We start from the raw sequence: 22740 nt of genomic DNA, 5'->3' as shown, positions 1-22740 counted from the left end.
CGGGACGACCTTCTGGTCAGTCTTGTCGCTGTGCGGGTACTGCGCCCTCGTCCGCCGGTTCAGGAACGAACCTGCCGCCAAGCTATCAGACAACGGACGGCTCCACGGGATCGGCCATCGTCGTACCGTGTTTGCTACCCTGGAGAGGACACGACGGCGGGGGACGACCTCCGACGGTGAGACAGACCGGGGACGACCCCGACAGGAGTCTCCCGTGAACCACCCATCCGCCTGGCCGGTTTGGATCGCATCCCGCGAACCCCGTACCGCCCGCGCCACACTCGTGCTGTGCAGCGCTTCGTTCGCGATGGTCAGCGCTGCGGCCCTCAGCGTCGGCCCGCAGGGGATCTGGCTCGAACTACTCCTCTCGACGGGATTCCTCGCGTGGGCGACCGCGCAATGGGTATGCGTAGAGCGCCGTCGACGTCGCGAATCGGCGTTCCGCCGCGACGTGGAGCGCTACATCCGCATGCTCTCCGAGTCCTCCGCTCCGGAGTGACAGATCGCCGTCGTTCGCGAGGCCACCGCCGCGACCGACCGCGTACCATCAGATGCAGTGCGCTGACTCAGCGCCGCGGCCGGGACGACCCGGTCGTGTTCATCATTCGGGGACGGCCCCACCCGAAGGAGTCCGGCGATGTCACGCACGGAACTGAAGACGTTGATCGGCCCGACGGATATCGTCCGCGTCGTCCTGGGATGGGGAGCCTTCGCCGCCCTCCTTCTCCTCCACCCGGTACTGGAGCCTCCCGTGCCCACCCCGGTGCTCGTCATCGCGCTCGCGGTCATCATCGCGGTGATCCTCGTCTGCGCGTTCGGCGTCGTGAAGCAGGCGGAAGCCCTCGCGCATCGCCTCGGAGACCCCTACGGCTCGCTGGTCCTCACGCTCTCGATCGTCATGATCGAGGTGATCCTGATCTCGGCCGTCATGCTCGGACCAGGCGAGCATGCGACCATCGCCCGCGACTCGGTCATGGCCGTCGCGATGATCATCCTCAACCTCGTGATCGGGCTCGCCCTCCTCGTCGGCGGACTCCGCCACCGCGGCATGGCCCACAACCGCACCGGCACCTCCGCGTACCTGTCCATGCTGGTCGTGCTCGTCGCGCTCGCCTTCGGCCTCCCCGCTCTGATCGGCACGGACGGGTCCTACACGGTGGCGCAGGAGATCCCGATCATCGTGCTCACCCTCGCGCTCTACGCGTTCTTCCTCTATCGGCAGATGGGCGCGCAGGCGGGCGATTTCACCGAAGTCGACCCGCGCCTGCTGCAGAGTCCGCAGCGCCAGGAGAACACGGAGGAGCACAGCGGGATCCGTGAGGTTCTCGCCGAGCATCGCACGGAGGTCCTCGTGCGGCTCGCCCTGCTGGTGGTCACCGTCATCCCGATCGTGCTCCTGTCCCACGACATGGCGGCACTGCTCGACGACGGGCTGGGCCGCCTCGGCGCTCCGGTCGCCCTCGCCGGCGTGCTCATCGCGGGCATCGTGTTCCTTCCCGAGTCGATCACCGCGGTCCGCGCCGCTCTGGGCGGAGAAGCTCAGCGCGTCACCAACCTCTGCCACGGTGCGCTCGTCTCGACGGTCGGACTCACGATCCCCGCCGTGCTGATCATCGGCATGTTCACCGGCCAGACGGTCGTGCTCGCGGAGTCTCCGGCGAACCTCTTGATGCTCGGCGTCACACTGCTGCTGTCGGTGACGACCTTCGCCGCGAAGCGCGTGACGGCGATGCACGGCGCCGCACACCTGGTGACCTTCGGGGTCTACCTCGTGGTCCTCTTCCGCTGACCTCCGAAGCGGAGTGCCCCGGAGTCACGTTCCGGGAGCCGCGCCGTCCAGGCGCAGAGGGGTCAGCGGCGCGGCACTGCAGACGGCGACGCGCCCTGGCCCCGGCTCGCACAACGGCTCGTTGAGGTACTCGAACTCACCGTGTGTGACGGTACGCACGCAAGTACCGCACACTCCGACACGGCATTCACTCGGCCAGTCGAGACCCGCACTCTCGGCGGCGTTCAACAGGCTTCCCGCCGCGGGCTCCCACACGAAGGAGCCCGCAGCCGAATCGACGCGCAACGGGACGTCGGCGCGAGGCACGCGCGGCGGCCCCCACTCCGAACTCGCCGGAGAGGAGAAGAGGTCGACGTGGACGCGCTCAGGAGCGAACCCCGACTGCACGAGCAGGGCGCGCATGGCGGCAGCGAAAGTCGGCGGACCGCATACCGAGGCATCCGCTTGCTCGAGATCCAGGTCGGCCACGATGGACGCCAGGGCCGTGGCATCGATCAGCCCCTCGATGGCCGTGAAACCCTCGCAGCTCTCCGGCGCCGGCGTGTCGGTGACATGGAGCTGTGCCGTAGCGTCCGTGAGCTCGGCGACCGCCCTGCATGCCTCCGCCCACAACGGCAGGGACGTCGAACTACGCGCGCTGTGCACGACTCGTATGCGTCCTGCTCCGCGTCGCGCGACGCGCGAGCGCAGCAGAGCCACGCTGGGAGTGATACCGATTCCTCCGCTGACCAGCAGAGATCTCTCGATGCATCGTCGCCCCCGACGCCGTGGGGCCCCGAGACGAGTATCGTCTCGCCGACCTCACGGACATCGTGCAGCATCGTCGAAACGCGCCCGTCCCGCTTCACGCTGATGCGGAACCGCCCCGGTGCGGTTCCTGAGATCGTGTACGACCGCCAGTTGGGAGTCGGAGCGTCCGGAAGGTGCACCCGCACGTGGGTTCCCGGAGGAGCGGTCGTGAGCAGGTCGAGGGGGTCCGAAAGCCAGAGGCTGACGACGTCGTCGGACTCGTGCTCTCTGGCCAGCACCCGGGCAGCGCGCGGCCACCCGGACTTGCCCTCCAGACGTGCGACGGCGCCGGGCTCCTCGCGGACCGCGTCACCCACACGCACGGTGCCTCCGCCGATGACCCGAGCGTAGACGCCGCAGAATGCGTAGCCGTAGCGGCTGGCCAGCAGCGCGGGCACATTGAGGTCGGACACCCCTTCGACCGGGCGGATGGTGGTGGCGCGACAGCGGTCGGTCGGCTGGAACACCTCGAGCTCGGCCTCCCCGACGCGGATGCGCGCTCCCACGAGCTCGAACTCCTCGAACGGGGCCAGCCCGGTGAGGTAGAGGTTGGCCCGGAAGCGGCGACGATCGACGGGAACACCGGTCTCCCTCTCCAGCTCCTCGAGGGTCGCGAGGTTGATGATCGACAGATGCGCGTCCTCCCAATCCCAGAGTCCATCGGAGGCGGCCTCGACCAGGCGGGGCTCGCCATGATCCGCTCCGAGGGTTCGACGCAGGAGGTCGTCGATGGCGGCCGAATCGAACGCCCCGACCTCGCCGGCGAGCGACGACCCTCGCTTTCCTCGCGCCATACCCTCCGCTGTCTCGACGACCAGGGCGGGGGAGTCGGAGCCGTCCTCGACGAGGCCGAGTGAGATGCGGGCGAGGTGCTCGTGGCGGGCGAGGTGGAAGAAGTGCTCGCGAGAGAGCCATCCCGTGGAGCTCGGAGTCGAGTCGCGGCGGGCTATCGCGAATGCCCGGTCCCCGCGCAGACCACGACCGGGATCGAGACGAACGGGGTCGCGTGCCGGCACGCCGGAGAGTCCCTTCACCGGATAGCGCACGATGCTGTCGATGGAACCTCGGCTCCTGGTCATGAACGTCCCTTTCCCCTGCTCTGACGATCGATCATCATCATCGGCTCTCGGATCGTCCCCACCCCTCGGTATTCCGGCATTGGATCTCGCGGTCGTCTCCGCTCGCGAGTGCACGGATCCGTGCCGACGTCTTCCGGCCGTGATATTTTTGGCATAGGCCAAAAATATCATCACGCCGGAATCGGCACAGGAGGGAGCACTATGTCCACGAAGATCGCCATCAACGGCTTCGGTCGCATCGGACGGAACTACTTTCGAGCCCTGCTCGCGAAGCAATCGGATCTCGAGGTGGTCGCCGTCAACGACCTCACCGACACGCGCACGCTCGCGCACCTGCTCAAGTACGACGCGGCGAACGGCACCCTGGCCGGACCCGTGCAGCATGATGAGGCGCACCTCTTCGTCAACGGACAGGCGATCCGCGTGTTCTCGGAGCGCGATCCGCTCCGCCTGCCCTGGGCCGAGCTCGGTGTCGACATCGTGATCGAGTCCACCGGGCTCTTCACGAAGGCGGAACTCGCCGCGAAGCACGTGGAGGCAGGAGCCCGGAAGGTGATCATCTCGGCCCCGGCCACCGGTGACGACGGAACCTTCGTCCTGGGCGTGAACGAGCACACCTACGATCCCGAACGGCACCACATCATCTCGAACGCCTCCTGCACGACGAACTGCCTCGCCCCTGTGGCCAAGGTGTTCCACGAAGCGTTCGGGATCGAGGCCGGACTGATGACGACCGTGCACGCGTACACCGCCGACCAGAACCTTCAGGACGGCCCGCACTCCGACCTGCGGCGCGCGCGCGCAGCCGGTGTCAACATCGTGCCGACCAGCACCGGGGCGGCCAAGGCGATCGGCCGTGTCATCCCCGAGTTGGAGGGCAAGCTCGACGGCTTCGCGCTGCGGGTGCCGGTGCTCACGGGATCCATCACCGACCTCACGGTCACCGCCTCGCGGTCCGTGACTGTGGATGAGGTGAAGGCCGCGTACCGCGCCGCCGCCGAAGGCCCGCTCAAAGGGATCCTCCGTTACACCGAGGAGGAGATCGTCTCCGCCGACATCGTCGCCGACCCGCACTCGTCGATCCTCGACGCCGGACTCATCCGGGTCATCGGCGATCAGGTGAAGGTCTCGGCCTGGTACGACAACGAGTGGGGGTACTCGAACCGCCTGGCAGACCTCACCGAGTATGTCGCCGAGCGGCTGCCGGCACGCGAGGAGGACGCGCGTGCCTGAGTCGACCATCGACACGGCGGCGTTCACCCTCGACGTGTCGGAATGGGTGAACAGCGCTCCGGTCAGCCCGGAATCGCTCCACGGACGGGTGGTGGTGGTCGAGGCCTTCCAGATGCTGTGTCCCGGATGCGTGAGCCACGGACTTCCCCTCGCTCAGCGCCTCCACGGCATGTTCGACCGCAGCGAGCTCGTGGTCCTGGGGCTTCACACCGTGTTCGAGCATCACGAGGTCATGGGAAGGGAGGCGCTCGAGGTGTTCCTGTCGGAGTACCGTATCGAGTTCCCCGTGGCGATCGACCGCCCGATCGACGGTCAGGCCATCCCCGCCACCATGCAGCACTACGGCCTCAGAGGAACGCCGTCGATGATGATCGTCGACAGGGAGGGGCGCGTGCGGCAGATCGCGTTCGGCGCCGTGGACGAGCTGGCGCTCGGGACGTATCTGGGGCGACTCCTCGCCGAGCAGACTCCATACTCCGCCCCGTCGATCTCGGGCGGGGCGGAGCGGACCGGGGAGTCCTGCGACGTCGACGGTTCGTGCACCTGACGCCCGGGGCTAGCTCACGGCACCTCGCCGACGACGGATCAGGACCGCTCCCGCGAGGAGCAGCAGCACCCCGATACCGGCCAGCAGCGACGCGGAGGCTCCGTCCACCCCTGTCGTCGGGAGCCCGCCGCCACCGTCCGGTAGCGGGCCGGGGGGCACGACCGGGTCGGGGGGCAGGATCGGGTACACATTGGTGATGGACGCCGTCTGGGTCGTCGGCGGCTCTGCGTCCGCCACCGAGGGTGTCGTGATCGTCACGGTCTGACCGTCTCCGAGTCGGGACTGCTCGCCGTGGGCTCCGACGTCTCCGACCTCCGAGACCACACAGGTCGAGCCCAGTGGCAGAGCGTCGAGCCGCCCCTTCAGCTGGCTCTGCTCCGAGACGGTGATGATCCCGTCGGCGGGGAGCGCCAAGGGAACTCCCGCGACCGAGCATTCGAGTCGGAAGTCGAAGGTGGTGGGCGCCCGCCCTGTGTCGCCGACCACGACCTTCTGCACCGCGAGATCGCCGTCCTGCAGCAGGACCCCGGCCTGCACAGGGGCTACCGAGTACTCCCGGCCCCCGGCGTCGGTCCCCACGGCGCCCATCTGGTTCCATGCGATGCCGCCCGCGTCGGGGACGGCGATCGGGGCGAGGTCGGGGTAGGTGGTGGACTCGGGCACGTTCTGCGTCTCGTAGTGCAAAGACAGCACGTCGCCGGGGCCGAACGAACCGGTGGCGGTACCCGTGAAGTCGATCATGACGCGGATGCCGGTGACGTCCTCCCACGCTCCGCCGTAAGAGTCGGCCGGAGTCCAGGTTGCCGTGGTGTCGCAGAGCAGGTCGTCGAACCACGCAGAGGTGGGTCCGGTGCCCACACACGGGGAAGCGGAGGTGGTGACGTCGAGAGTGAACACCGCACCGCTGGGCAGCACGTTCGCGGTGAGCGAGTCGGGCAGGAGCACCGGCGCGTAGGTGCTGTTGCGCGCCGTGCCGGTCGCGAGCAGACGATCACCGATCCTCGGCAGGGGATCCACGATCGACACGGTCGGGAACCCGACGGTGCCCCCGTTCACGACGGACAGCCGCCAGTCGTCGGTCGCACCCACGGCCGTGTACGCGGCGCAGGGGGTGCGCGTGTACCCATCGGGGTCGAGCGGGCAGGCAGCGTCCGGATTGTTCAGGTTGACCTGCCCATCGACCAGATCGCCGTCGATCTCACCCTTGACGTACTTGTATGCGGCGAGCGCGCCACCGGGCGATGGCTGCACGTAGTTCGTCGTCCCGCACTGGTCGGCGGCGAGATCCGGAACCGTGCCCTCGCCGTTGCCGGAGGCATTGGTGCAGGAGTCGAGGTCCTCAGCGGTGGTGACGACGAAGCTGTTGGTCGTGAACTGATCGAGAGCGAGCCCCGGAGCCAGCACCAGGTTCACCGTGATCGTGAAGACCTCGCCGGGAGACATGCGGTCACCGCCCTCGGGCCAGGTGAACGTCACGTTCTTGCCCGTGTCGTCGATCAGACCCGACACGTCGGTGGAGAGCGTTCCTCCCGCAGAGGTCTGATAGGTGGGCGGTGAGAAGTCCCAGTCGAGGTACTCCGGCAGCTGATCGGTGAGCTGGTCGATCGTGACGAAGCCCGTTCCCGTGTTGGTGAACTGCAGCGTCCAGGGCAGGCTCGCGCCGATGGACACCACATGACTCGTTCCCGGCTGCGACTTCACGACGTCGAGCTGGTGGGTCCCCGGGTCGATGGCGAGCTCGGCGTCGCCTTGGTCTTCTGCCGCAGGGTAGAGGCCGTCGAGTCTCGCGCTCTCCGCGGTCGCCGCGTTCGGGACGGTGGCGGGCAGCACCAGGGGCGAACCGTCTCGCTGCGTGGTGAGCACCACGACGTCGAAGGAGAGCTGAGCAGTCCAGTCGTCCGGTGGCGCGTTGCGGGAGAACACGTCGCCCGCGGCGTTGCGGAACACAGCCCTCACCCCGACCACCGTCGCCGGATCGATTCCGGCGGGGAAAGCGGCCGTCGCAGCGAAGACTCCCTCCGCCCAGGTCGTCCCGACGAGGACGTCGATGCGCACCTGATCGGCGCCGGCGGGGAGGACCACGCTCAGCGCCGGATCGGGGGCGAGGCGCACGGTGTTCCAGAAGTCGGCGTCCGCATCGGTGATCGTGACCTGCTGCGTGGCGGCCGTCGAGACGCCGTCCGTCGCATCGAGCGTCACGGTGACCGGGTTCGCCAACTCGGTCTCGAGGATCGCGTCCGGGGTGATGATCTTCGCGAGAGTCACATCGAGGAGCGCACCGATCAACTCGACCGTGTCCCTGGCCGTGTCGTTGGGCCTGGACGCAGAGCCGGACGGGGTGAGCACCGGATCATAGGACTGGGCGATCACGTCATTGGCGACGGTGCCCGGTTCCACGAGCTGGCCGGCATCCGAGCGCTCGTACTGTCGCACGCGCGTCTCGATCTGCACCTCGAGAGCCTCTCCGGCACGGATGCTTCCACCGTCGGTCTCGGGGTCGATGCCGTGGAAGACGACACTGACACCGACCACGGTCGCGAGGTCGGCTTCGGCGAGCGCTGACGCTGCCGTGACGGACATCGTGCGCGTGCTCAGGGTGCCGTCGGCGCGATCCCACAGCGTGACGGTGGAGGTCGCCGGGTCGACCTGATCGGCAGGGTAGCTGAACGCGAGCGACAGCACGTCGAGCCGTTCGTAGGGGTTCGTCCCCGCGTCGTAGTCGGCCCCGTCGAAGGGGTCATCCGCCCAGGCATCGGCTGCGCTCACACACTGGTCCGCCGCTCCGGGCGTGCACGGGATCGGATCGGTCACGCGCACGTACGATGCGCGGGCCGTGCTGTCGTTCCTGGCGGCGATGTCGAACATCACGGTCGGATAGTTCGCGGGGTCCACATCAGCCGACTCCGGGATCGTCACGGTCGCCGGCGTGGCAGTCTTGTCGACGGACACGAGCGGCGGCTGATCGATCAGCGTGATGTTGTCGCGCTCCGTGTCGCTGCCGTTCCCTGCCGCCGAGGTCCAATCCCCGCGCAGCGTGTTCCACACGACTCCGGGGTCGGCGTCGTTGAAGGTCTGGTCGGCGCTCACCCAGCGGTCGGCGGTGGCACTGTCGTCACGAACGACGTTGCGCAGCTCCCACGTGAGGAATGTCGGTCGGTACTGTCCGACGGCGGAGGTGGCGAGCCCGGAGCCGGGTTCCGGCCTGGTCGGGTCGGAGCTGGCGGTGCGGGCGGCGTCATCCGGACGGTAGACGAGCCGCACACCGGTGGTTCCGGCGGTCTGCTCCGGGGTGAGGGTGTAGCCGATGAACCCGTCCGCTCCCATCCACGAACCGCCGGGCGCAGAGATGGGTGTCCACGCGCCGTCGACGAACAGCCAGACCTCGGTGATGTCATCCCAGGCCAGCAGCGGATCGTCGGCGAGGGTGACGGGGTCGATGCTCAGCAGATCGAACGCCTGGAAGACAGTCGTCGCCGCGCCGGCGGGATCGGTGTCCGGGGCGGTCGCGGGATCCGTCAGGTTGAGGACGTCGATCCCCGGGGTCCCCGTCCGCCACTCGTTGCGGGTGGACACGATGGCGCCGGACTGCGCATCGACGAAGTCGACGTCGGTGGTCTTGTCTCCGGTTTCGACCCAGCGCTTCTCGGCGTCGACTCCCGCGCCCTCGCCGGTCGCCGGCGTCTGGACGCCGATCGTGTCCTGATCGGTGACCACGGCGCTGTCGATGCCGTCGGGGAGGCCGTCGACATCGCCGTGGCTCTGCGCCGTGGCCTCGTTCTCGTACACGGTGGGTCGCTGTGCCGACTGCTCGTCTTCGGGATCGTCACGCGGGTCGGTGGGGCCCGATCCGTCGCGCAGGTCCGTCCGCGCCTCGAAGACGAGGTTCGGCTCGACGCTGAAGCCCTGGGCGAAGCCGTCCGGATTGTCGAACGTGAAGCGGACGCCGGTGACGTCTGCGGGCGTGTCCGGAGGTGTGAGGGCGGCTGCGAACTCCGCGCGGCTCATCTGGAATGTCTGCGCCGTCGCTCCGGTGCTCACCGTGGCGAGCGTGACCCAAGTGCCGTCCGGGCGCTGGTACTCGGCGGTCGCCGTGGTGTTCGGCGGCACCTGTGTCGGGGCGATGCCCACGAGGTCGAACGCGTTCCAGAAGTCGTCGACCTGGTCTTCACGCCAGGTGTCTTCGACGACGATCTGCGTCGGATCGACCTGCGCCACACCTGTCGCCGTCGTGGCGGTCAGACTTGCGACGACGCTGTTCCCCGGCTCGACCGCACCCCTCGGGCTGATCCGCTTGTCGAGCGCGACATCGATCTGCGGGAAGTAGACCGCGATGTCGGCGGAGGCGGAGTCATCTGCCGTTCCCACGTCGTTCGTAGCCGTGACGTCGATCGTGTTCGTGCGCTGATGGGTCGGCGCCTCGGTACTCACCAACGAGAGGGAAGGGTCGATCGCGACGTCGATCGTGGCGGCCGCGTTCGCGGGGATCTCCCCCGTGAACTCGATGACGAACCCGGTGACGGTCCCCGACGGCGGAGCCGGAGACGCGGAGTCGGCGAACGGCACAGGCGCCTGGGCGACTCCGTCGATGTACCAGGTGATGGTTCCCGCTGTCGCTCCCGCGGGGTAGTCGATGCCGGACGGGAATCCGCCGAACACCATGTCCGCGTCGAAGAAGCCCAGATCCGAGATGGTGAGGCTGTCCACGGGACCGTTCGAGGTGTTGGTCGCCGTGAGCTCGGCGGTCGCCTCGCCCCCTGCCGCGAGCTCGGCGGGGGTGATCGTCTTGCCCGCGAGCACCCCGATCGTCAGCGGTCCGATCTCGTAGGGCGCGGTGGCGTCGTCGCTCGCCGTCGCTCCGCCCGGGGCGTTGACGGTCGAGGTGATGCTGTTGGTGACGGAGTCGCCGGTCGCGAGCGTGCTGCCGTCGTTGCGATCCGTGGCGCGTTGACCGACGGAGAACGCCGTGGACGCGGTCGCATCGGAGCCGATCGTGCCGCCCGAGTACGTCAGCCGGATGCCCCCGACGTCTGCCGGGTCGACACCGGTGGGAAGAGCCGGGGTGGCCCCTGGCGTGCCCGCCTGCCAGCTCCATGTGCCGGATCCCTCGTCGTAGACATAGGCGTCGACCTGCACGGCTGTCGCTGCCGGAGGCAGGGTCGTCGCCCCGAATCCCTGGAAGTCGACGACGCGGAACGGGTTGTCGGACGCCAGCGCCGTCGCGCCGTCGGCTGCCGTCGTCGGCTCCTGGATGACGAGCGTCTCCGCACCGATGTTCGACTGGTTCTGCGCGCCGAGCGTGATCTCCGACGTCTCGCCCGGATCGAATTGCTGGGACGCGGGCGTCCAGCTCTTGCTCGCCTCGACCCCGATGACGGTGTCGACCGTGACGACCGCATCCGCGGAGTCCGTGATCGTCGCCGGCAGGTCGCCTGGACCGTTGTCCCAGTCGGCCGATGCCGTGTTCGTGACGGTGTCGCCGTTGTGCTGCCAGTCCGCGGGCAGATCGAGGGGTGCCCGGAGCACCACGCTGAGTTTGAGGGTCCCGCCCGCTTCCAGCCCGATGCCGCCATCGACCGGCTGCTGGAAGACCACGCGGACGGTGCAGTCGTCGCTGACCTCGACGGGGACGCCGTTCTCCTCGACGCACCCCGTGGTGGTCGCGGTGAGCGGCAGGTCAGACGGCGTATAGGAGGATCCGACGAACTGGAACCCCGCGAACTCCGCGGGCAGCGTGTCGGTGAGCACGACGTTGAGACAGTCGACGTCGTCGCAGACCAGGTCGACCGTGTAGGTGAACTCATCTCCAGGGCCGAGGGTGTCCTGCGTATCCAGCCCGTCGACGCGCTTGTCGATGCGGAGCGAGGACTCGGCCGCCTGGGCTGCGAGGGGAACGACGAGGCCCGCGCCGACCAGGGCGAAGACCGCGACGAGGGAGAGGAGGAATTTCCGCAGTCGACCCTCAATGGGCTGTGACGTCGTCGACATGGTGCTCGTTTCGTGGGGAAGCCACAAGGGCAACGAAGGAGTGCAGGCCGCCGACAGGTCGATGGATCAGTGATGAGGCCGGGTCGGAGACCACGTGTTCATGTTCTGGCGAGTATAGGAGCGCGAGTCCGCGTCGTTCTAGGGGGATTCTTCAGGTCCTCACCCTGCCGGGGTGAGGACGAGAGGCCACGGAAGCCAATAGTTGCCGCACGCAACTGAGCTGTTACCATTGAGACATGGCTGTCCACGACGAGCTCGATGACATCCGTGACGCGCTGGTCCGAGTGGTCGCGGAGTGGACGCAGAGCGAGCTGCAGGTGCGGATCGCCGAGAGCGTCGACGACTCCCTCGACGCTCTCGAGGTGCGGGCCCTGTATCTGGTCGGCATGAGCGGAGGCTCCCTCGGATTCGGCCGCCTGGCCGATCGGGCGGCACTGTCACGTCCCACCACCTCGAAGCTGGTCTCGCGCATGTCGGCTCGAGGATTCTTCGACCGGATCCGATCAGGACGCACGGTCGATGTACGGCTGACGGATGCCGGCCAGGTGGCGTATGCGCGCCTCGTCGACGCCGGGCAGCAGATGGTCGGCGGAGCTCTCGCAGGGTGGTCCGTGCAGGAGATCACCCAGTTCCAGGCTCACCTCAGCCGATTCGTCGCCGCCCTCCCCGGGGCGACGCTCGCGACCACATCCCGGTCGTCCGATCTCGTCCCATCACCCCTGGAGGAAAAATGACCCGCACGTATGTCATCACCGGCGCCGCATCCGGTATCGGCGCCGCCACCGCCGAGTTGCTGCGCACGCAGGGACACTCCGTCATCGGCGTCGATCTGGCCGGAGTGGAGGTCACGGGCGACCTGTCGACGCCCGCAGGCCGCCTCGCCGCCGCGGACGCGGTGATCGCGGCTGCCGACGGAGGCATCGACGCGGTCATCGCATGCGCCGGGATTTCGGCGCCCATCGCCAAGACCATGGCCATCAACTACTTCGGCGTGACCGAGTTCCTGACTGCCCTGCTGCCGAGCCTGAGCCTGGCGGACCAGCCTCGTGCCGCGGTGGTCTCCTCGATGGCCTCGTTGCAGCCCGTCTCGGCTGATCTCGTCGATGCAGCACTGAGCGGCGACGAGAACCGCGCGCTCGAGATCGGGGACCAGCTCGCCGCCACGGCGGAGGGCGGGTTCCTGAACTACTCCTCGAGCAAGCGCGCGCTGTCGCGGTGGGTCCGCCGCGCGTCCGTCTCGGAGGAGTGGGCCGGCGCCGGCATCCCCCTGAACGCCGTCGCACCGGGAACCGTCATCACGGCGATGACCGCCGGATTGCTCGCGAGCCCTGAGGGACTGGCGCAGGTCGACGCCGCCGTGCCGATGCCGCTGAACTACCACCAGCCCGCATCCTCGATCGCCGAGCTGCTCGTGTGGCTGACGAGCCCGGCCAACACCCACATGGCGGGCCAGACCATCTACTGCGACGGCGGCGCCGATGCCGTGCTGCGCGGCGACGACATCTGGTCCTGGAACGACGCACCGCGCGACTGATCCCTGCCAGACGAGAAGGCCCGATCCGGTTCACGGATCGGGCCTTCTCGTCGTATCCATCACGCGGCGTCCCCCGCGGTTATTTTGAATGACTAAAAATAACGTGATACTGTCGGAGGGAACCGGACGGCCAGATCGTCTTTCCCTTCATCGACATCCGACAGCTCTTCGGGAAGGCACCTGGCCGCAGGACGAGCATGCCGTCCATCGGGGGCGCATCGCCCCAGGGTGGCTTCGGCGCGCCCGCGCACAGGACCGAGCGCGCCCGCATCCGACGGCGCCCGGCGAGACGAGAGGAAGCACTGATGAAGGAGACCCGAGACCGCTGGAAGCCGAACCCGGTGTTCAGTTCGATGCCGCATTCGATGGGCCGAGGCTCCCGCGAAGACATCGTCTGGGAGGCTCTCGACCGGGTCAACGGCAAGCCCGCCCCCACGATGGGAACGATGCAGGCCGCGATGGGGAACGAGGCCCAGATCCGCATCGTCCATGACACGATCCGCGCCTATCTCGACGCGCACGGTCTCGACGACACCAGCGAGCTCGGTGTCCGCGCCGGAGACGTCGCATGAGGGGGAGGGCCGGCAAGGCCGACCTGACGATGCGCATCCGCCCGACCGAGCTGTGCCGCACTCCACCCGAAACACTGAACGGGGACCAGTTCATCGCCCGACTCGGGTCCGTCGGTCTCGGCAGCACCTCCTATGTGGTCGGACGTCGCGACCCGCACGCCCCGGATTGGATCGTGCTCGACTACGCCACCGGAGCACACGAAAGGGTGTGGAGGCAGGCGGGTGAGCACGCGGATGGCGTGCTCACCTACGTACTGGTCGACGACGACTCCTCGAAGGGGTACGTCTCGGCTGCCTGACGATCGCTGCGTGACGATCACCGCCTGACGGGTCAACCGCCGAACACGACCACCGCTCCGGGCCGAGCACGCGCGGCCCGGAGCGCCACGGCGGCCAGGGCTCCGGTGGCGAGGATGCGCGTCAAGATCAGCACGTTGGACACCGTGATCATCGCGTTCTGGTCGGATACGCCGCCCGACATGACGGCGACCTCCATCAGCGAGCCCAGCACCACCGCGGCGAGCGCGATCGCCGGGATGAGCCTCCAGGGTGTCACCAGCGTGCTGCGCAGGACTCCGGCGACGATCGTCCCCGACAGCGCCAGTTCCACGAGGGCGTTCACGTAGATCGGCACGGCGGAGCTGAAGTCGAACGATGCCGTCAGCAACAGCGGACCGATGGGCAGCCAGCCCGCGAGAAGAAAGAGGGAGACGACCGCAGCCCTCGGCAACCGCGGGGTGTCGTCACGGCGCGCAGCTCCGATCCCGGCGGCGACGAGCGCGAGGCTGAAGGCGAGGGTGGCCGCTGTCGACATCCCGACGAGAGCTTCGACATCGAGGGACCCGGGAAGACTGCGGAAAGCTGCCAGCAGAGCTGAGACGACGAACAGCCCGCCGGATGCCAGCCACCAGGGCGACCACCGCGATGACACGCCCTCGACCGTCACCCCCGAGGTCTCAGATCCACTCATCGCTCACCACTTCATCGTCGGGGACAGGTCCTGCACCCACCCTGTCAGATACCGCGGGGAGCCCACGAGTCGAGCGATCGGCCCAACCGCGTGGCAACCTGGATGAGGCACCGTCCGACCCCGAGCCGAGAGCGTCACGACCTTCGATGGATATCCGCATCACGCATGTCGACCCGCAGAACACCGCGCTGCTGAACCAGTGGAACGGCATCCTCAGCGGCGGATACGCGGCCGGACGCCGGAAGGTGTGGTCTCGCAGCGATGAGGCGACGCGTCGGCAGTTCCAGAACCCGCATCCGACCCGCAGGTCAGTGCTGTTGCTCGCGGAGATCGGCGGAGTGCCGGTGGGTGCCGCAGAGGCCCACGTGCACCCCGGAGATCCGGCCGACGTCGAGATCGCCGTTCTCGATCGCTTCCGTCGCCGCGGAATCGCCCGCGCCCTGCTCCGCGCTGTCCGCGACGCAGTGCGCGGCACCGCCACACTCGTGCGCACCGAGACGTACTCCGAAGCGGGGGTCTCGTTCGCGCAGTCGGAGGGGCTGCGGGTCGGTATGCGCGAGAGCCGGCAGGTGGTCGACCTGCCTCTGCCTGCGGGAACGCTCGAAAGCCTGCCCGCTGCGCACCCGGATATCGAGGTCGTCTCGTGGGTCGGCGCGTGTCCGGACGAGCTGCTCGCCGACTGGGCGCGGCTTCGCACGCACATGTCGGACGACGTGCCGATGGGCGACCTCACCCGAACTGCAGCAGCTGCCGACGTCGCAGCGGTTCGCCGGAACGAGCAGCGCATGTCGCAGCAGGGCTATGCGCTCGTGCGGAGCGTCGCACGAATCGAGGGGAACGCCGTCGGCTACACGGAGATCCTGCTCTCCCGGCCCGACCCGACGATCGTGCTGCAGGACGACACCTTCGTCGAGGAGCGGGTGCGAGGTCGCGGCATCGGGCGGGCCCTGAAGGTCGCCAATCTACGACTGCTCATGACCCTCCCGGAGAGCTCGGCGTCACGATTCCTGCAGACCTACACGGCGCCGACGAATGCGCCGATGCTCGCCCTCAACCGATCGGTCGGCTTCACCGAGGTCGACGTCCTCACGGTTCTCGAAGGTCCGCTGGGCTGACTCCTCGCTCCCGCATGCCGGGTCGATTCTCCGCGTGGTTCCGGTGCCCTCGGTCAGGCGACGGTGTCGGCCTCGGCATCGGCATCGGCATCGGTGTCGTCGGGGAGGGACCCCATGCTCGTGGAGGACGTCGTAGAGGGGGCGAGTGAAGCGCAGGCCGCGAGTTCGAGCGCCGAGGTGCTGAGTCCGACGGCGGCGAGCGCGAGAGCGAAGCGAGGACTGGGGGTGCGTGAGGTCACGGGATGCCTTCCCTGAGGACGGGAACTTCCATCGTCGCGCCGACGACGGCGTACGGCATCCGCCGAAGGTAGGGACGATGTCGTCCTGCAGACGGATGTTTCACGACCCACGCCTCGGAACCACCTCGGACCCCCGCCCGGATGAGGGCAGGGGTCCGAGCGCTACGCAACCTACCGGCGCACCAGTTCCGCGCTCACCGGCTTCGGGATGAACATCGAGAACACCAGCGCGCCGACGAGGACGACGGCCCCGGTGATCAGCGCCGCGACATACCCGCCCGCCGGCACCTCGCTCGAGGCGAAGGAGGTCTGCGCCGCATAGATGACGACGAAGCTCAGCCCGGCGCCGAGATTGATGGCGCCGGTGTTCAGGCCGGGGAGTGAACCGGGGCGATCCTTCGGCGAGAGCACGACACCCAGACCGTTGAGCATGATGTTGCCGATTCCCGCGTAGGTGATCCCGACCGCGATCGAGAGGAGGAGCAGCACGAATCGCGATGAGGTCTCCACGTTGGCGACCATGAGTCCGAGCACGAGCACGGTTCCGCCCAGCCCGATGCGCAGCATCGTGCGGTATCCGACCGTGGCTGCGAGCCGACCGCTGAGCGGACCCATCAGGAGCCCGGCGAGGGCGTAGGGCATCAGGATCCACAGCGACACCTCCTCCGCACTCATCGAGAGGTTCATCGCGGTGTCCTGCGCGAGTGCGGGGACCACGCCGTTCATGATCGCGAAGATCCCCGACAGGGTCAGGAGCGAGGTCGCGCTCAGTGCCCAGGTAGCCCTCTGCTTCAGCTGGGGGATCGACACGAGCGGATCCGCGATCCGTCCCTCGAGCTTCCAGAAGGCGGCGAAGGATGCAACCGCGACGATGCCGAGGACGACGACGAGCAGCAGGTCCGCGCCGGCGAGCTTGCCGAGCTCGTTGAGCGCGACGAGCATCGATCCCACCGAGACGACGAGCAGCAGCGACCCCCACCAGTCCATGCGGGGACGGTCATCGGCCATGGTCTCCGGGGCGAGCAGGCGCACGGTCAGGGCGGCGACGATCGCCACACCCGCCATGGTCCAGAAGATCGACGCGAAGCCGTGGTTCGTCGCCAGATATCCGCCGAGCAGAGCGTCACCTCCGGCGATCCCTCCGTTGACGGCGGTGACGACACCGAGGAGGGTGCCGTACGCCTTCGGATCCTTCACCGCGGCTCGCAGCATGATCAGGCAGAGCGGAACGACCGGTCCCGACACGCCCTGGATCAGCCGGCCGACGAACAGCATCGGGACGTTCGTGGCCAGCGCCGCCACGACGCAGCCCACGGCCATCACCACGAGCATGCCGACGAGAACCCGTCGACGTCCGATCAGATCACCCAGGCGGGGCAGGAACAGGGTGAACAGCGCGGCAGCTGTGAAGAACACCGTCTGGGTCGCGGCGATCTCGGTGGAGGTGGCGTCGAGTTCGCGCTCCATCGTCACCAGCGCGGGGCTCAGCATGCTGGCGTTGAGCTGGAACGCGAGGCAGGCGGCGAGGAGGGCGATCATCAGCGCCACCACGTTCGTCCGGGTGCGAACAGCTTCTGTGTGGTTGGTCATTGCTCACTTCTTCGTGTCTGGTGGGGGGCTTGTCGGTGGTTGATCAGGGGCTGATCGCGTGCGTAATCCTTTACGCACGCCATATCTTTGACTGATGGTGTCGACGGCGGCACCGATGGGGGGTCGGGTCGTGGTGAAGAAGGCGTCGGTCACGCTGCACGAGGTGGCGGCAGCCGCCGGGGTGTCCATCGCGACCGTCTCGCGGGCCCTCAACGGGAAGGACCGCGTCTCCGGCCGCACCGCCGAGCACGTGGCCGAGGTCGCCGAGCGTCTCGGCTATCGCGTCAATCTCATCGGTCGCGGACTGCGGGCGGGCAGCGGTGCCACGATCGGCGTCGTGGTCCCGGTGATCAGCAACCCTTTCTACGGCGAGCTCATCCACCGCCTCGAAGACCATCTGCAGCGCCGCGGCTTCGATCTCGTCATCGCCGACTCGCACGGTGAGGTCGACCGCGAACGCGACCGCCTCCGCATGCTGGTCGAACGCCGCGTCGAGGGGATCTTCGTCGTGCCGTCCGATGCCGAGCTCTCGCACGACGCCGTCGCGGACACCGCCCGCAGAGTGCCGCTGGTGCAGCTCGACCGCCGCGTGATCGATCTGTCCGCCGACTTCGTGGGAGTGGACAACGACGCCGGCATCGATCTCGCCGTCGACCACGTCACCTCCCGCGGAGCGCGTCGGGTCGTGCTCGTCTCGGGCAACGACGTCACCTCGGTGGGCCGTGAGCGACGGGCCGCGTTCGAGGCCACGGTCCGCACCCGGTCGCTGTCCCGCGAGGACAACATCTTCGGCGAGTACCTGCTCGCCTTCGGAGAGCGGGCCGCGGAAGAGCTGCTCGCCCGCGGGCCTCTTCCCGACGCGATCATCGCCGGAGACGACCTCGTCGCGGCCGGCGCCATCGCGGCGTTGAAGCGCGCGGGCAGGAGCGTTCCCTCCGATGTGCAGGTGACGGGCTTCGACGGGACGATGCTCGCCGACGTCTGCGAACCGCGGCTGACGACCGTCGTGCAGCCGTTCGACGGGCTCGCCCAGGAGGCGACCGAGGCCCTGGTGCGACGGATGGAAGACCCCGAGGCCCCGTACGTGCTCCGTCGCCTCGCGCCGAGTCTGCGCGTGGCCGAGTCGACGACGCCCGCCGCTAAGCACTGAACCTCATGCCAGCGCGCCGACGGCGTCGGTGACCAGGTTCCAGAACTTCGGCACGTCGAGGGTGATCGCGACGTCGGTGTTCGGCTCCTTGCCGAGCATGTCGTGGAGATCGACGCAGGTCGCACCGGCTGTGAACTCGCCCGTGGTCTCGATGTCCACATGGCAGCGCTGCACGGAGGCGACGGCGCGGTCGATCGCGATGGCCACGGTGATGGGGTCGTGCAGAGGCCCCTCGGGCATGCCCTCCGCCTTCTCGTAGGTGCTGCAGAAGAACCGGAGCAGCTCGACCCCGAAGGCTGCGGTGTCGTTGCCGACCGCACCGATGCGCTGGATGACCTCTTCGGTGATGAGGGCCTGGTGGGAGATGTTGAGCCCGACCATCGTCAGCGGCAGTCCGGAGGCGAACACGACGGCTGCGGCTTCGGGGTCGGCCCAGGCATTGAACTCCGGGTACGCGCCCACGTTGCCGCGCCCGGTCGAGCCGCCCATCCAGATGATCTCCTTGATCTGCGACGTGACCTCGGGGCGCTGCTGCAGCAGGAGCGCGATGTTCGTCAGCGGACCGGTCGGGATCAGCGTGATCGGCTCCGATGAAGCGGCGAGCGTGTCGGCGAGGAAGTCGACGGCGTGGCGGGGGTCGAGCGGCACCGTGGGTTCGGGGAGCACCGGACCGCCCAGCGCGTTCTCGCCGTGGATCCACGCACCAGGGGTGAGTTCACGCGTAAGGGGCTTGTCGGCACCGGCGGCGACCGGCACGTTCGTGACCCCGGCGACCGTGAGGGCGATCCGTGCGTTGCGGGTCGTGTGCTCGAGGTAGCCGTTGCCGCCGACGGTCGTCACACCGCGCAGGTCGATGGCGTCGTTTCCGGCCGCGAGCCAGATCGCGAAGACATCGTCGTGGCCCGGATCGCAGTCGAGAAGGACGGGAGTGGTCATGGTGCTCCTTTGCAGATGTTCGTGCGTAAACGTTTACACTTTCTTGCAGGAACGTCAAGTCGGGTGCACACCGGCGTCGTTGCCTGCCCCGTCCCGCGATCCGAAAGCCGCCGCCATGATCACTCCTGTCTCTCCCTCACTCGTCGTCGTCGGCAGCGCGAACGTCGACGTCACCGCGTTCGTCGATCGCCTCCCCACCGCAGGTGAGACCGTCGCCGGCGGAAGGCTGTCCCGAGACCTGGGAGGGAAGGGCGCGAATCAGGCCGTCGCCGCCGCCAAGCTCGGCGGGAGAGTCCGCATGATCGGCGCCGTCGGGGATGACGCCGACGGGGCCTGGACCCGAGACGAGATGGATCGGGCCGGGGTGGACACCACCGACCTCCGCACCGTCGATGCCCCGACCGGAACGGCACTGATCGTCGTGGATTCCGACGCCGAGAACCAGATCGCGGTGTGCCCGGGAGCGAATGATCGGGTGAGTCTCGACGGCGTGACCTTCCGAGAGGAGGAGGCGGTGCTCATGCAACTGGAGATCGCGCTCAGCATCGTCGAAGAGGTCGCCGCAACGGCGCCCGGCTTCATCGCCGTCAACGCCGCTCCCGCCCAGCCGCTACCCGAAGCGCTGCTGAGTCGCGTCGATCTGTTCATCGTGAACGAGACCGAGCGCGAGCTCATGCCCGAGCTCGCCGAGGCCGAACTCGTCGCGGTCACCTACGGCGCGGCCGGCGCCGCCCTGTATCGCCGTGGCGAGGAGATCACCCGGGCTGACGGCATCCCCGCCGAGGCCGTGAACACGGTCGGCGCGGGGGATGCGTTCTGCGCGGCACTCGTGCTCGCGCTGCGCGCAGGGCACGCGCCTGCCGACGCTCTCGAAGCCGCGTGCGCCGTGGGGTCTGCGGCCGTGTCGCACCTCTCATCGCAGCCGCCGTTCGAGCACCTGAGTCGGTACCTGCCGGTGCGGTGACGGGAGAAGGCTCCGACGCGCTACTCCCAGACCGTGATGGTCACGTCGACGGAGTTCGCGTCGTAGCGAAGCACCTGGATCGCTGCGTACCGATCAGATTGGAGCCGGACGCACGTCGTGGGTGCCTCCAGCTGGTGGGGGTCGAGGGACGACCCGCGCGACCACCCGGTCGCCGCGGCACACGTCGCGTAGTCCGCGTTACCCGAACCCAAGACCACGGTGGAGGCGCCGTACCCCAGGACCAACCTGTCACCGCTGTAAGAAAGAGTGTCCGAGTAGACGAAGTCCGCGGCACCGAAGTTCGGGAGCGCCGAGTTCAAGTCGAGCGTGTCCCCCCGCTTGGCGAGCGTCAGAGTGGCCGTCGCACGGATGTCGTGAACGTCTTCCGGCGCGACCGTGTACGGCAACGCCGCGCGGAGCTCCCTGTTCTCATCGCGCAGTTCTGCGATCGCTTCCTGCCGGACCTCGAGTTTCGCGTTCGCGGAATCCAGTTCCTGCTCGAGTTCATCGATCTTCTGATCGCGGGCCGTGATGGTCCCATCCCGATCCACGACAGTGTTCAGCAGCGGGATCACCACCGCCGCGAAGCCGATGATCGAGGCGGCGAGCGTGATGAGCGCGGCTCGCCATCCCATCAAAGAAGTGCGGTACTCGCTGCGTTTCATGACCAGACACTAGCGGTCGATTCGCGCCGCACCACCACCGTCATCGACGACCCGAAGCATGCGGAAAGAAGAAGGCCCGGCTTCCTCGAAAGGAACCGGGCCATCTTGAACTGTGCGCGAGGGGGGACTTGAACCCCCACGTCCTTACGGACACTGGCACCTGAAGCCAGCGCGTCTACCATTCCGCCACTCGCGCGAGTGGTCTCGTTCCGAAGAACTCAACTTCCCAAAGATATCATGCGTTTTCGGGCTCGTTGCACACTCGACGGGGGTCTTCGGCGGCGTTCCCCCAGGACACCTGGCTACGATGTCCCTACCAGCCGGCATGCCAGAGGAGCCCAGTGGGACTACTTGACAGCTTTGAGAAAGGTCTCGAGCGCGCAGTGAACAGCGCGTTCGCCAAGACCTTCCGCAGCGGCATCCAGCCCGTGGAGATCGCTTCGGCGCTGCGGCGTGAAGCCGACACGAAGGCCGCTGTCGTGAGCCGCGACCGCATCATCGCGCCCAACAGCTACATCGTTCGCCTCAGCGACGACGATGCGGAGCGGATGCGCGGGCTCGGTGGCGCTCTCACCGATGAGCTGCATGCCCTCCTCACCAAGCACGCCACGTCGCAGGGGTACAGCTTCGCCGGCCCGCTCTCGATCACCCTCGAGGCCGACGAGAAGGTCGCCACCGGCACGGTGCGCGTCAGCTCCGGAACGGTCGAGGGCCGCGTCAGCTGGCAGGCCGTGGTCGACGTCGACGGCCGCCGCCACTCGATCTCGCGCGCTCGCACGGTGATCGGACGCGGTTCGGATGCCGACATCACGATCGCCGACGCCGGTTCGAGCCGCAAGCACGTCGAGATCCTGTGGGACGGCGAGCGCGCCATGATGCGCGACCTGGGATCCACCAACGGCACGAAGGTGAATGGCCAGAAGCTGCGCGAAGCCGCGCTCCCCACCGACACCACGATCACGATCGGACGCACCGACCTGGTGTTCCGCATCGTCCCCGTGGCCACCCCCTCGCGGCCGACGTCCCGAGGCGACGACGCCACCCGAGCGTTCGGAGCCCTCGGGTGAGTGAACTGATCCTCCTTCTGCTCCGCATCGGGTTCCTTCTCCTGATGTGGTTCTTCGTGTTCGGGGTGGTGTACTCGCTCCGGGCAGACCTGTTCGGAGTGCGCGTGCGCAAGCTGCCCGCCGAGGCGACCGCCGGAGCCCCCGCACAGGCGGCTGCGCCCGCGGCACCCGTCGCGAAGCCGGCTTCCGCCCGCCCCTCCACGGGCCCGGCGACGGTCGCGACAGCCAAGCGGCTCGTGATCACCTCCGGCCCGAAGGCAGGCCTGGAGCTGCCGCTCAGCGCCGACTCCCTCACGATCGGCCGCTCCAGCGAATCCGCTCTCGTGATCCGCGACGACTACACGTCCAGCCACCATGCGCGCCTGATGCTGCGCGGCGACGCCTGGGCGATCCAGGACCTCGACTCCACCAACGGCACCTTCGTCGCAGGCCAGCGCGTCTCCGGCTCGCCGGTCGCCCTCTCGCTCGGCACCCCCATCAAGGTGGGCGCCACGACCTTCGAGCTGCGAGCCTGAC

General features: G+C 68.3%; 20 protein-coding genes, 1 tRNA gene, 1 pseudogene and 1 riboswitch. Of the genes and pseudogenes, 13 read left to right on the top strand and 9 right to left on the bottom strand.

The features are described 5' to 3' along the window. Positions 1-11: 11 nt before the first annotated feature. Positions 12-76: riboswitch (guanidine-III (ykkC-III) riboswitch) on the bottom strand. Positions 77-214: 138 nt separating this feature from the next. Together HDC31_RS17055 and HDC31_RS17050 are read left to right on the top strand one after the other, a co-directional pair. Further along, complete coding sequence (locus HDC31_RS17055; protein WP_113680426.1) at positions 215-499, top strand: hypothetical protein; 285 nt, start codon at positions 215-217, stop codon at positions 497-499. A gap of 138 nt (positions 500-637) precedes the next feature. Next, the gene (locus HDC31_RS17050) at positions 638-1789 is read left to right on the top strand and encodes a calcium:proton antiporter (RefSeq protein WP_113680425.1); all 1152 of its coding nucleotides are present in this window, start codon (positions 638-640) and stop codon (positions 1787-1789) included. 24 nt (positions 1790-1813) lie between these two features. Here HDC31_RS17050 and HDC31_RS20345 read toward each other — a convergent pair whose 3' ends face one another. After that, entirely contained in the window at positions 1814-2488 is a 675-nt protein-coding gene (locus HDC31_RS20345) for an iron-sulfur cluster-binding domain-containing protein (RefSeq protein WP_308472285.1), read from the bottom strand. Between the two features lie 77 nt (positions 2489-2565). Continuing rightward, a pseudogene (locus HDC31_RS20340) lies at positions 2566-3372 on the bottom strand (MOSC domain-containing protein); the annotation flags it as partial. Between the two features lie 486 nt (positions 3373-3858). Here HDC31_RS20340 and gap point away from each other — a divergent pair. Next, positions 3859-4890: a type I glyceraldehyde-3-phosphate dehydrogenase gene (gene gap, locus HDC31_RS17035; RefSeq protein WP_113680423.1), complete on the top strand. Its 1032-nt coding sequence runs from the start codon at positions 3859-3861 to the stop codon at positions 4888-4890. Further along, entirely contained in the window at positions 4883-5437 is a 555-nt protein-coding gene (locus HDC31_RS17030) for a peroxiredoxin (protein WP_058630916.1), read from the top strand. Before gap ends, HDC31_RS17030 begins: the two co-directional genes overlap by 8 nt. Before the next feature lie 9 nt (positions 5438-5446). Here HDC31_RS17030 and HDC31_RS17025 read toward each other — a convergent pair whose 3' ends face one another. Next, positions 5447-11422, bottom strand: coding sequence for an LPXTG cell wall anchor domain-containing protein (locus HDC31_RS17025; protein ID WP_179516346.1), 5976 nt, complete (start codon positions 11420-11422; stop codon positions 5447-5449). A 236-nt stretch (positions 11423-11658) separates the two neighbouring features. Between HDC31_RS17025 and HDC31_RS17020 the strand changes: the two genes are divergently transcribed. The 4 genes from HDC31_RS17020 (at position 11659) to HDC31_RS17005 (ending at position 13827) form a co-directional block, all read left to right on the top strand. Next, complete coding sequence (locus tag HDC31_RS17020) at positions 11659-12156, top strand: MarR family winged helix-turn-helix transcriptional regulator (protein WP_058630918.1); 498 nt, start codon at positions 11659-11661, stop codon at positions 12154-12156. After that, positions 12153-12956 (top strand): SDR family oxidoreductase, encoded by an 804-nt coding sequence (locus HDC31_RS17015; RefSeq protein WP_113680422.1) that lies wholly within the window; start codon positions 12153-12155, stop codon positions 12954-12956. Before HDC31_RS17020 ends, HDC31_RS17015 begins: the two co-directional genes overlap by 4 nt. A 305-nt stretch (positions 12957-13261) precedes the next feature. Beyond that, on the top strand, positions 13262-13528 hold the full coding sequence (locus HDC31_RS17010) for a hypothetical protein (protein WP_058630920.1): 267 nt from the start codon (positions 13262-13264) through the stop codon (positions 13526-13528). Beyond that, the gene (locus tag HDC31_RS17005; protein WP_113680420.1) at positions 13525-13827 is read left to right on the top strand and encodes a hypothetical protein; all 303 of its coding nucleotides are present in this window, start codon (positions 13525-13527) and stop codon (positions 13825-13827) included. Before HDC31_RS17010 ends, HDC31_RS17005 begins: the two co-directional genes overlap by 4 nt. 32 nt (positions 13828-13859) lie before the next feature. On the opposite strand, the gene HDC31_RS17000 is transcribed toward HDC31_RS17005, so the two are convergent. Then, a complete protein-coding gene (locus HDC31_RS17000) occupies positions 13860-14498 on the bottom strand; it encodes a hypothetical protein (protein WP_147251193.1) in 639 nt (212 codons plus the stop codon). A 146-nt stretch (positions 14499-14644) separates the two neighbouring features. Between HDC31_RS17000 and HDC31_RS16995 the strand changes: the two genes are divergently transcribed. Further along, complete coding sequence (locus HDC31_RS16995) at positions 14645-15613, top strand: GNAT family N-acetyltransferase (RefSeq protein WP_113680418.1); 969 nt, start codon at positions 14645-14647, stop codon at positions 15611-15613. A gap of 53 nt (positions 15614-15666) precedes the next feature. Here the strand turns inward: HDC31_RS16995 and HDC31_RS16990 are convergent, their stop codons facing one another. Both HDC31_RS16990 and HDC31_RS16985 read right to left on the bottom strand, forming a co-directional pair. After that, on the bottom strand, positions 15667-15852 hold the full coding sequence (locus tag HDC31_RS16990; RefSeq protein ID WP_113680417.1) for a hypothetical protein: 186 nt from the start codon (positions 15850-15852) through the stop codon (positions 15667-15669). A 171-nt stretch (positions 15853-16023) separates the two neighbouring features. Further along, positions 16024-17442, bottom strand: coding sequence for an MFS transporter (locus HDC31_RS16985; protein ID WP_058630925.1), 1419 nt, complete (start codon positions 17440-17442; stop codon positions 16024-16026). A gap of 94 nt (positions 17443-17536) precedes the next feature. On the opposite strand from HDC31_RS16985, the gene HDC31_RS16980 reads away from it, so the two are divergent. Further along, positions 17537-18592 carry a LacI family DNA-binding transcriptional regulator gene (locus HDC31_RS16980; RefSeq protein ID WP_113680416.1) on the top strand — a complete coding sequence of 352 codons (1056 nt, stop codon included), beginning with the start codon at positions 17537-17539 and terminating at the stop codon, positions 18590-18592. Positions 18593-18595: 3 nt separating this feature from the next. Here the strand turns inward: HDC31_RS16980 and HDC31_RS16975 are convergent, their stop codons facing one another. Beyond that, the gene (locus HDC31_RS16975) at positions 18596-19528 is read right to left on the bottom strand and encodes a nucleoside hydrolase (protein ID WP_061016291.1); all 933 of its coding nucleotides are present in this window, start codon (positions 19526-19528) and stop codon (positions 18596-18598) included. Between the two features lie 115 nt (positions 19529-19643). Here HDC31_RS16975 and HDC31_RS16970 point away from each other — a divergent pair, with 115 nt between their 5' ends. Next, the gene (locus tag HDC31_RS16970) at positions 19644-20492 is read left to right on the top strand and encodes a ribokinase (protein WP_058630928.1); all 849 of its coding nucleotides are present in this window, start codon (positions 19644-19646) and stop codon (positions 20490-20492) included. 20 nt (positions 20493-20512) lie between these two features. Here HDC31_RS16970 and HDC31_RS16965 read toward each other — a convergent pair whose 3' ends face one another. After that, complete coding sequence (locus tag HDC31_RS16965) at positions 20513-21157, bottom strand: hypothetical protein (protein WP_147251192.1); 645 nt, start codon at positions 21155-21157, stop codon at positions 20513-20515. A gap of 113 nt (positions 21158-21270) precedes the next feature. Further along, positions 21271-21353, bottom strand: a tRNA-Leu gene (locus HDC31_RS16960). Between the two features lie 145 nt (positions 21354-21498). Between HDC31_RS16960 and HDC31_RS16955 the strand changes: the two genes are divergently transcribed. Both HDC31_RS16955 and HDC31_RS16950 read left to right on the top strand, forming a co-directional pair. Further along, complete coding sequence (locus HDC31_RS16955; RefSeq protein ID WP_113680415.1) at positions 21499-22224, top strand: DUF3662 and FHA domain-containing protein; 726 nt, start codon at positions 21499-21501, stop codon at positions 22222-22224. After that, a complete protein-coding gene (locus tag HDC31_RS16950) occupies positions 22221-22739 on the top strand; it encodes an FHA domain-containing protein (RefSeq protein ID WP_046747993.1) in 519 nt (172 codons plus the stop codon). Before HDC31_RS16955 ends, HDC31_RS16950 begins: the two co-directional genes overlap by 4 nt. Position 22740: the final 1 nt, after the last annotated feature.

Origin of the sequence: Microbacterium sp. JAI119 (genome assembly GCF_013410135.1) — a bacterium.
Lineage (GTDB): Bacteria > Actinomycetota > Actinomycetes > Actinomycetales > Microbacteriaceae > Microbacterium > Microbacterium oxydans.
The sequence above is the reverse complement of the archived record's forward strand: the minus strand, read 5'-3'. Positions and strand labels throughout refer to the sequence as shown.

What these genes read in the sequence shown, in the direction of transcription:
- HDC31_RS16995 (WP_113680418.1), top strand. Translation starts at nt 14,645, where the DNA reads ATGGATATCCGCATCACGCATGTCGACCCGCAGAACACCGCGCTGCTG.
- HDC31_RS17000 (WP_147251193.1), bottom strand. Translation starts at nt 14,498, where the DNA reads ATGAGTGGATCTGAGACCTCGGGGGTGACGGTCGAGGGCGTGTCATCG.
- HDC31_RS16965 (WP_147251192.1), bottom strand. Translation starts at nt 21,157, where the DNA reads ATGAAACGCAGCGAGTACCGCACTTCTTTGATGGGATGGCGAGCCGCG.
- HDC31_RS17010 (WP_058630920.1), top strand. Translation starts at nt 13,262, where the DNA reads ATGAAGGAGACCCGAGACCGCTGGAAGCCGAACCCGGTGTTCAGTTCG.
- HDC31_RS17025 (WP_179516346.1), bottom strand. Translation starts at nt 11,422, where the DNA reads ATGTCGACGACGTCACAGCCCATTGAGGGTCGACTGCGGAAATTCCTC.
- HDC31_RS16980 (WP_113680416.1), top strand. Translation starts at nt 17,537, where the DNA reads ATGGTGTCGACGGCGGCACCGATGGGGGGTCGGGTCGTGGTGAAGAAG.
- HDC31_RS17015 (WP_113680422.1), top strand. Translation starts at nt 12,153, where the DNA reads ATGACCCGCACGTATGTCATCACCGGCGCCGCATCCGGTATCGGCGCC.
- HDC31_RS17050 (WP_113680425.1), top strand. Translation starts at nt 638, where the DNA reads ATGTCACGCACGGAACTGAAGACGTTGATCGGCCCGACGGATATCGTC.
- HDC31_RS16970 (WP_058630928.1), top strand. Translation starts at nt 19,644, where the DNA reads ATGATCACTCCTGTCTCTCCCTCACTCGTCGTCGTCGGCAGCGCGAAC.
- HDC31_RS16975 (WP_061016291.1), bottom strand. Translation starts at nt 19,528, where the DNA reads ATGACCACTCCCGTCCTTCTCGACTGCGATCCGGGCCACGACGATGTC.
- HDC31_RS17005 (WP_113680420.1), top strand. Translation starts at nt 13,525, where the DNA reads ATGAGGGGGAGGGCCGGCAAGGCCGACCTGACGATGCGCATCCGCCCG.
- HDC31_RS17020 (WP_058630918.1), top strand. Translation starts at nt 11,659, where the DNA reads ATGGCTGTCCACGACGAGCTCGATGACATCCGTGACGCGCTGGTCCGA.
- gap (WP_113680423.1), top strand. Translation starts at nt 3,859, where the DNA reads ATGTCCACGAAGATCGCCATCAACGGCTTCGGTCGCATCGGACGGAAC.
- HDC31_RS16985 (WP_058630925.1), bottom strand. Translation starts at nt 17,442, where the DNA reads ATGACCAACCACACAGAAGCTGTTCGCACCCGGACGAACGTGGTGGCG.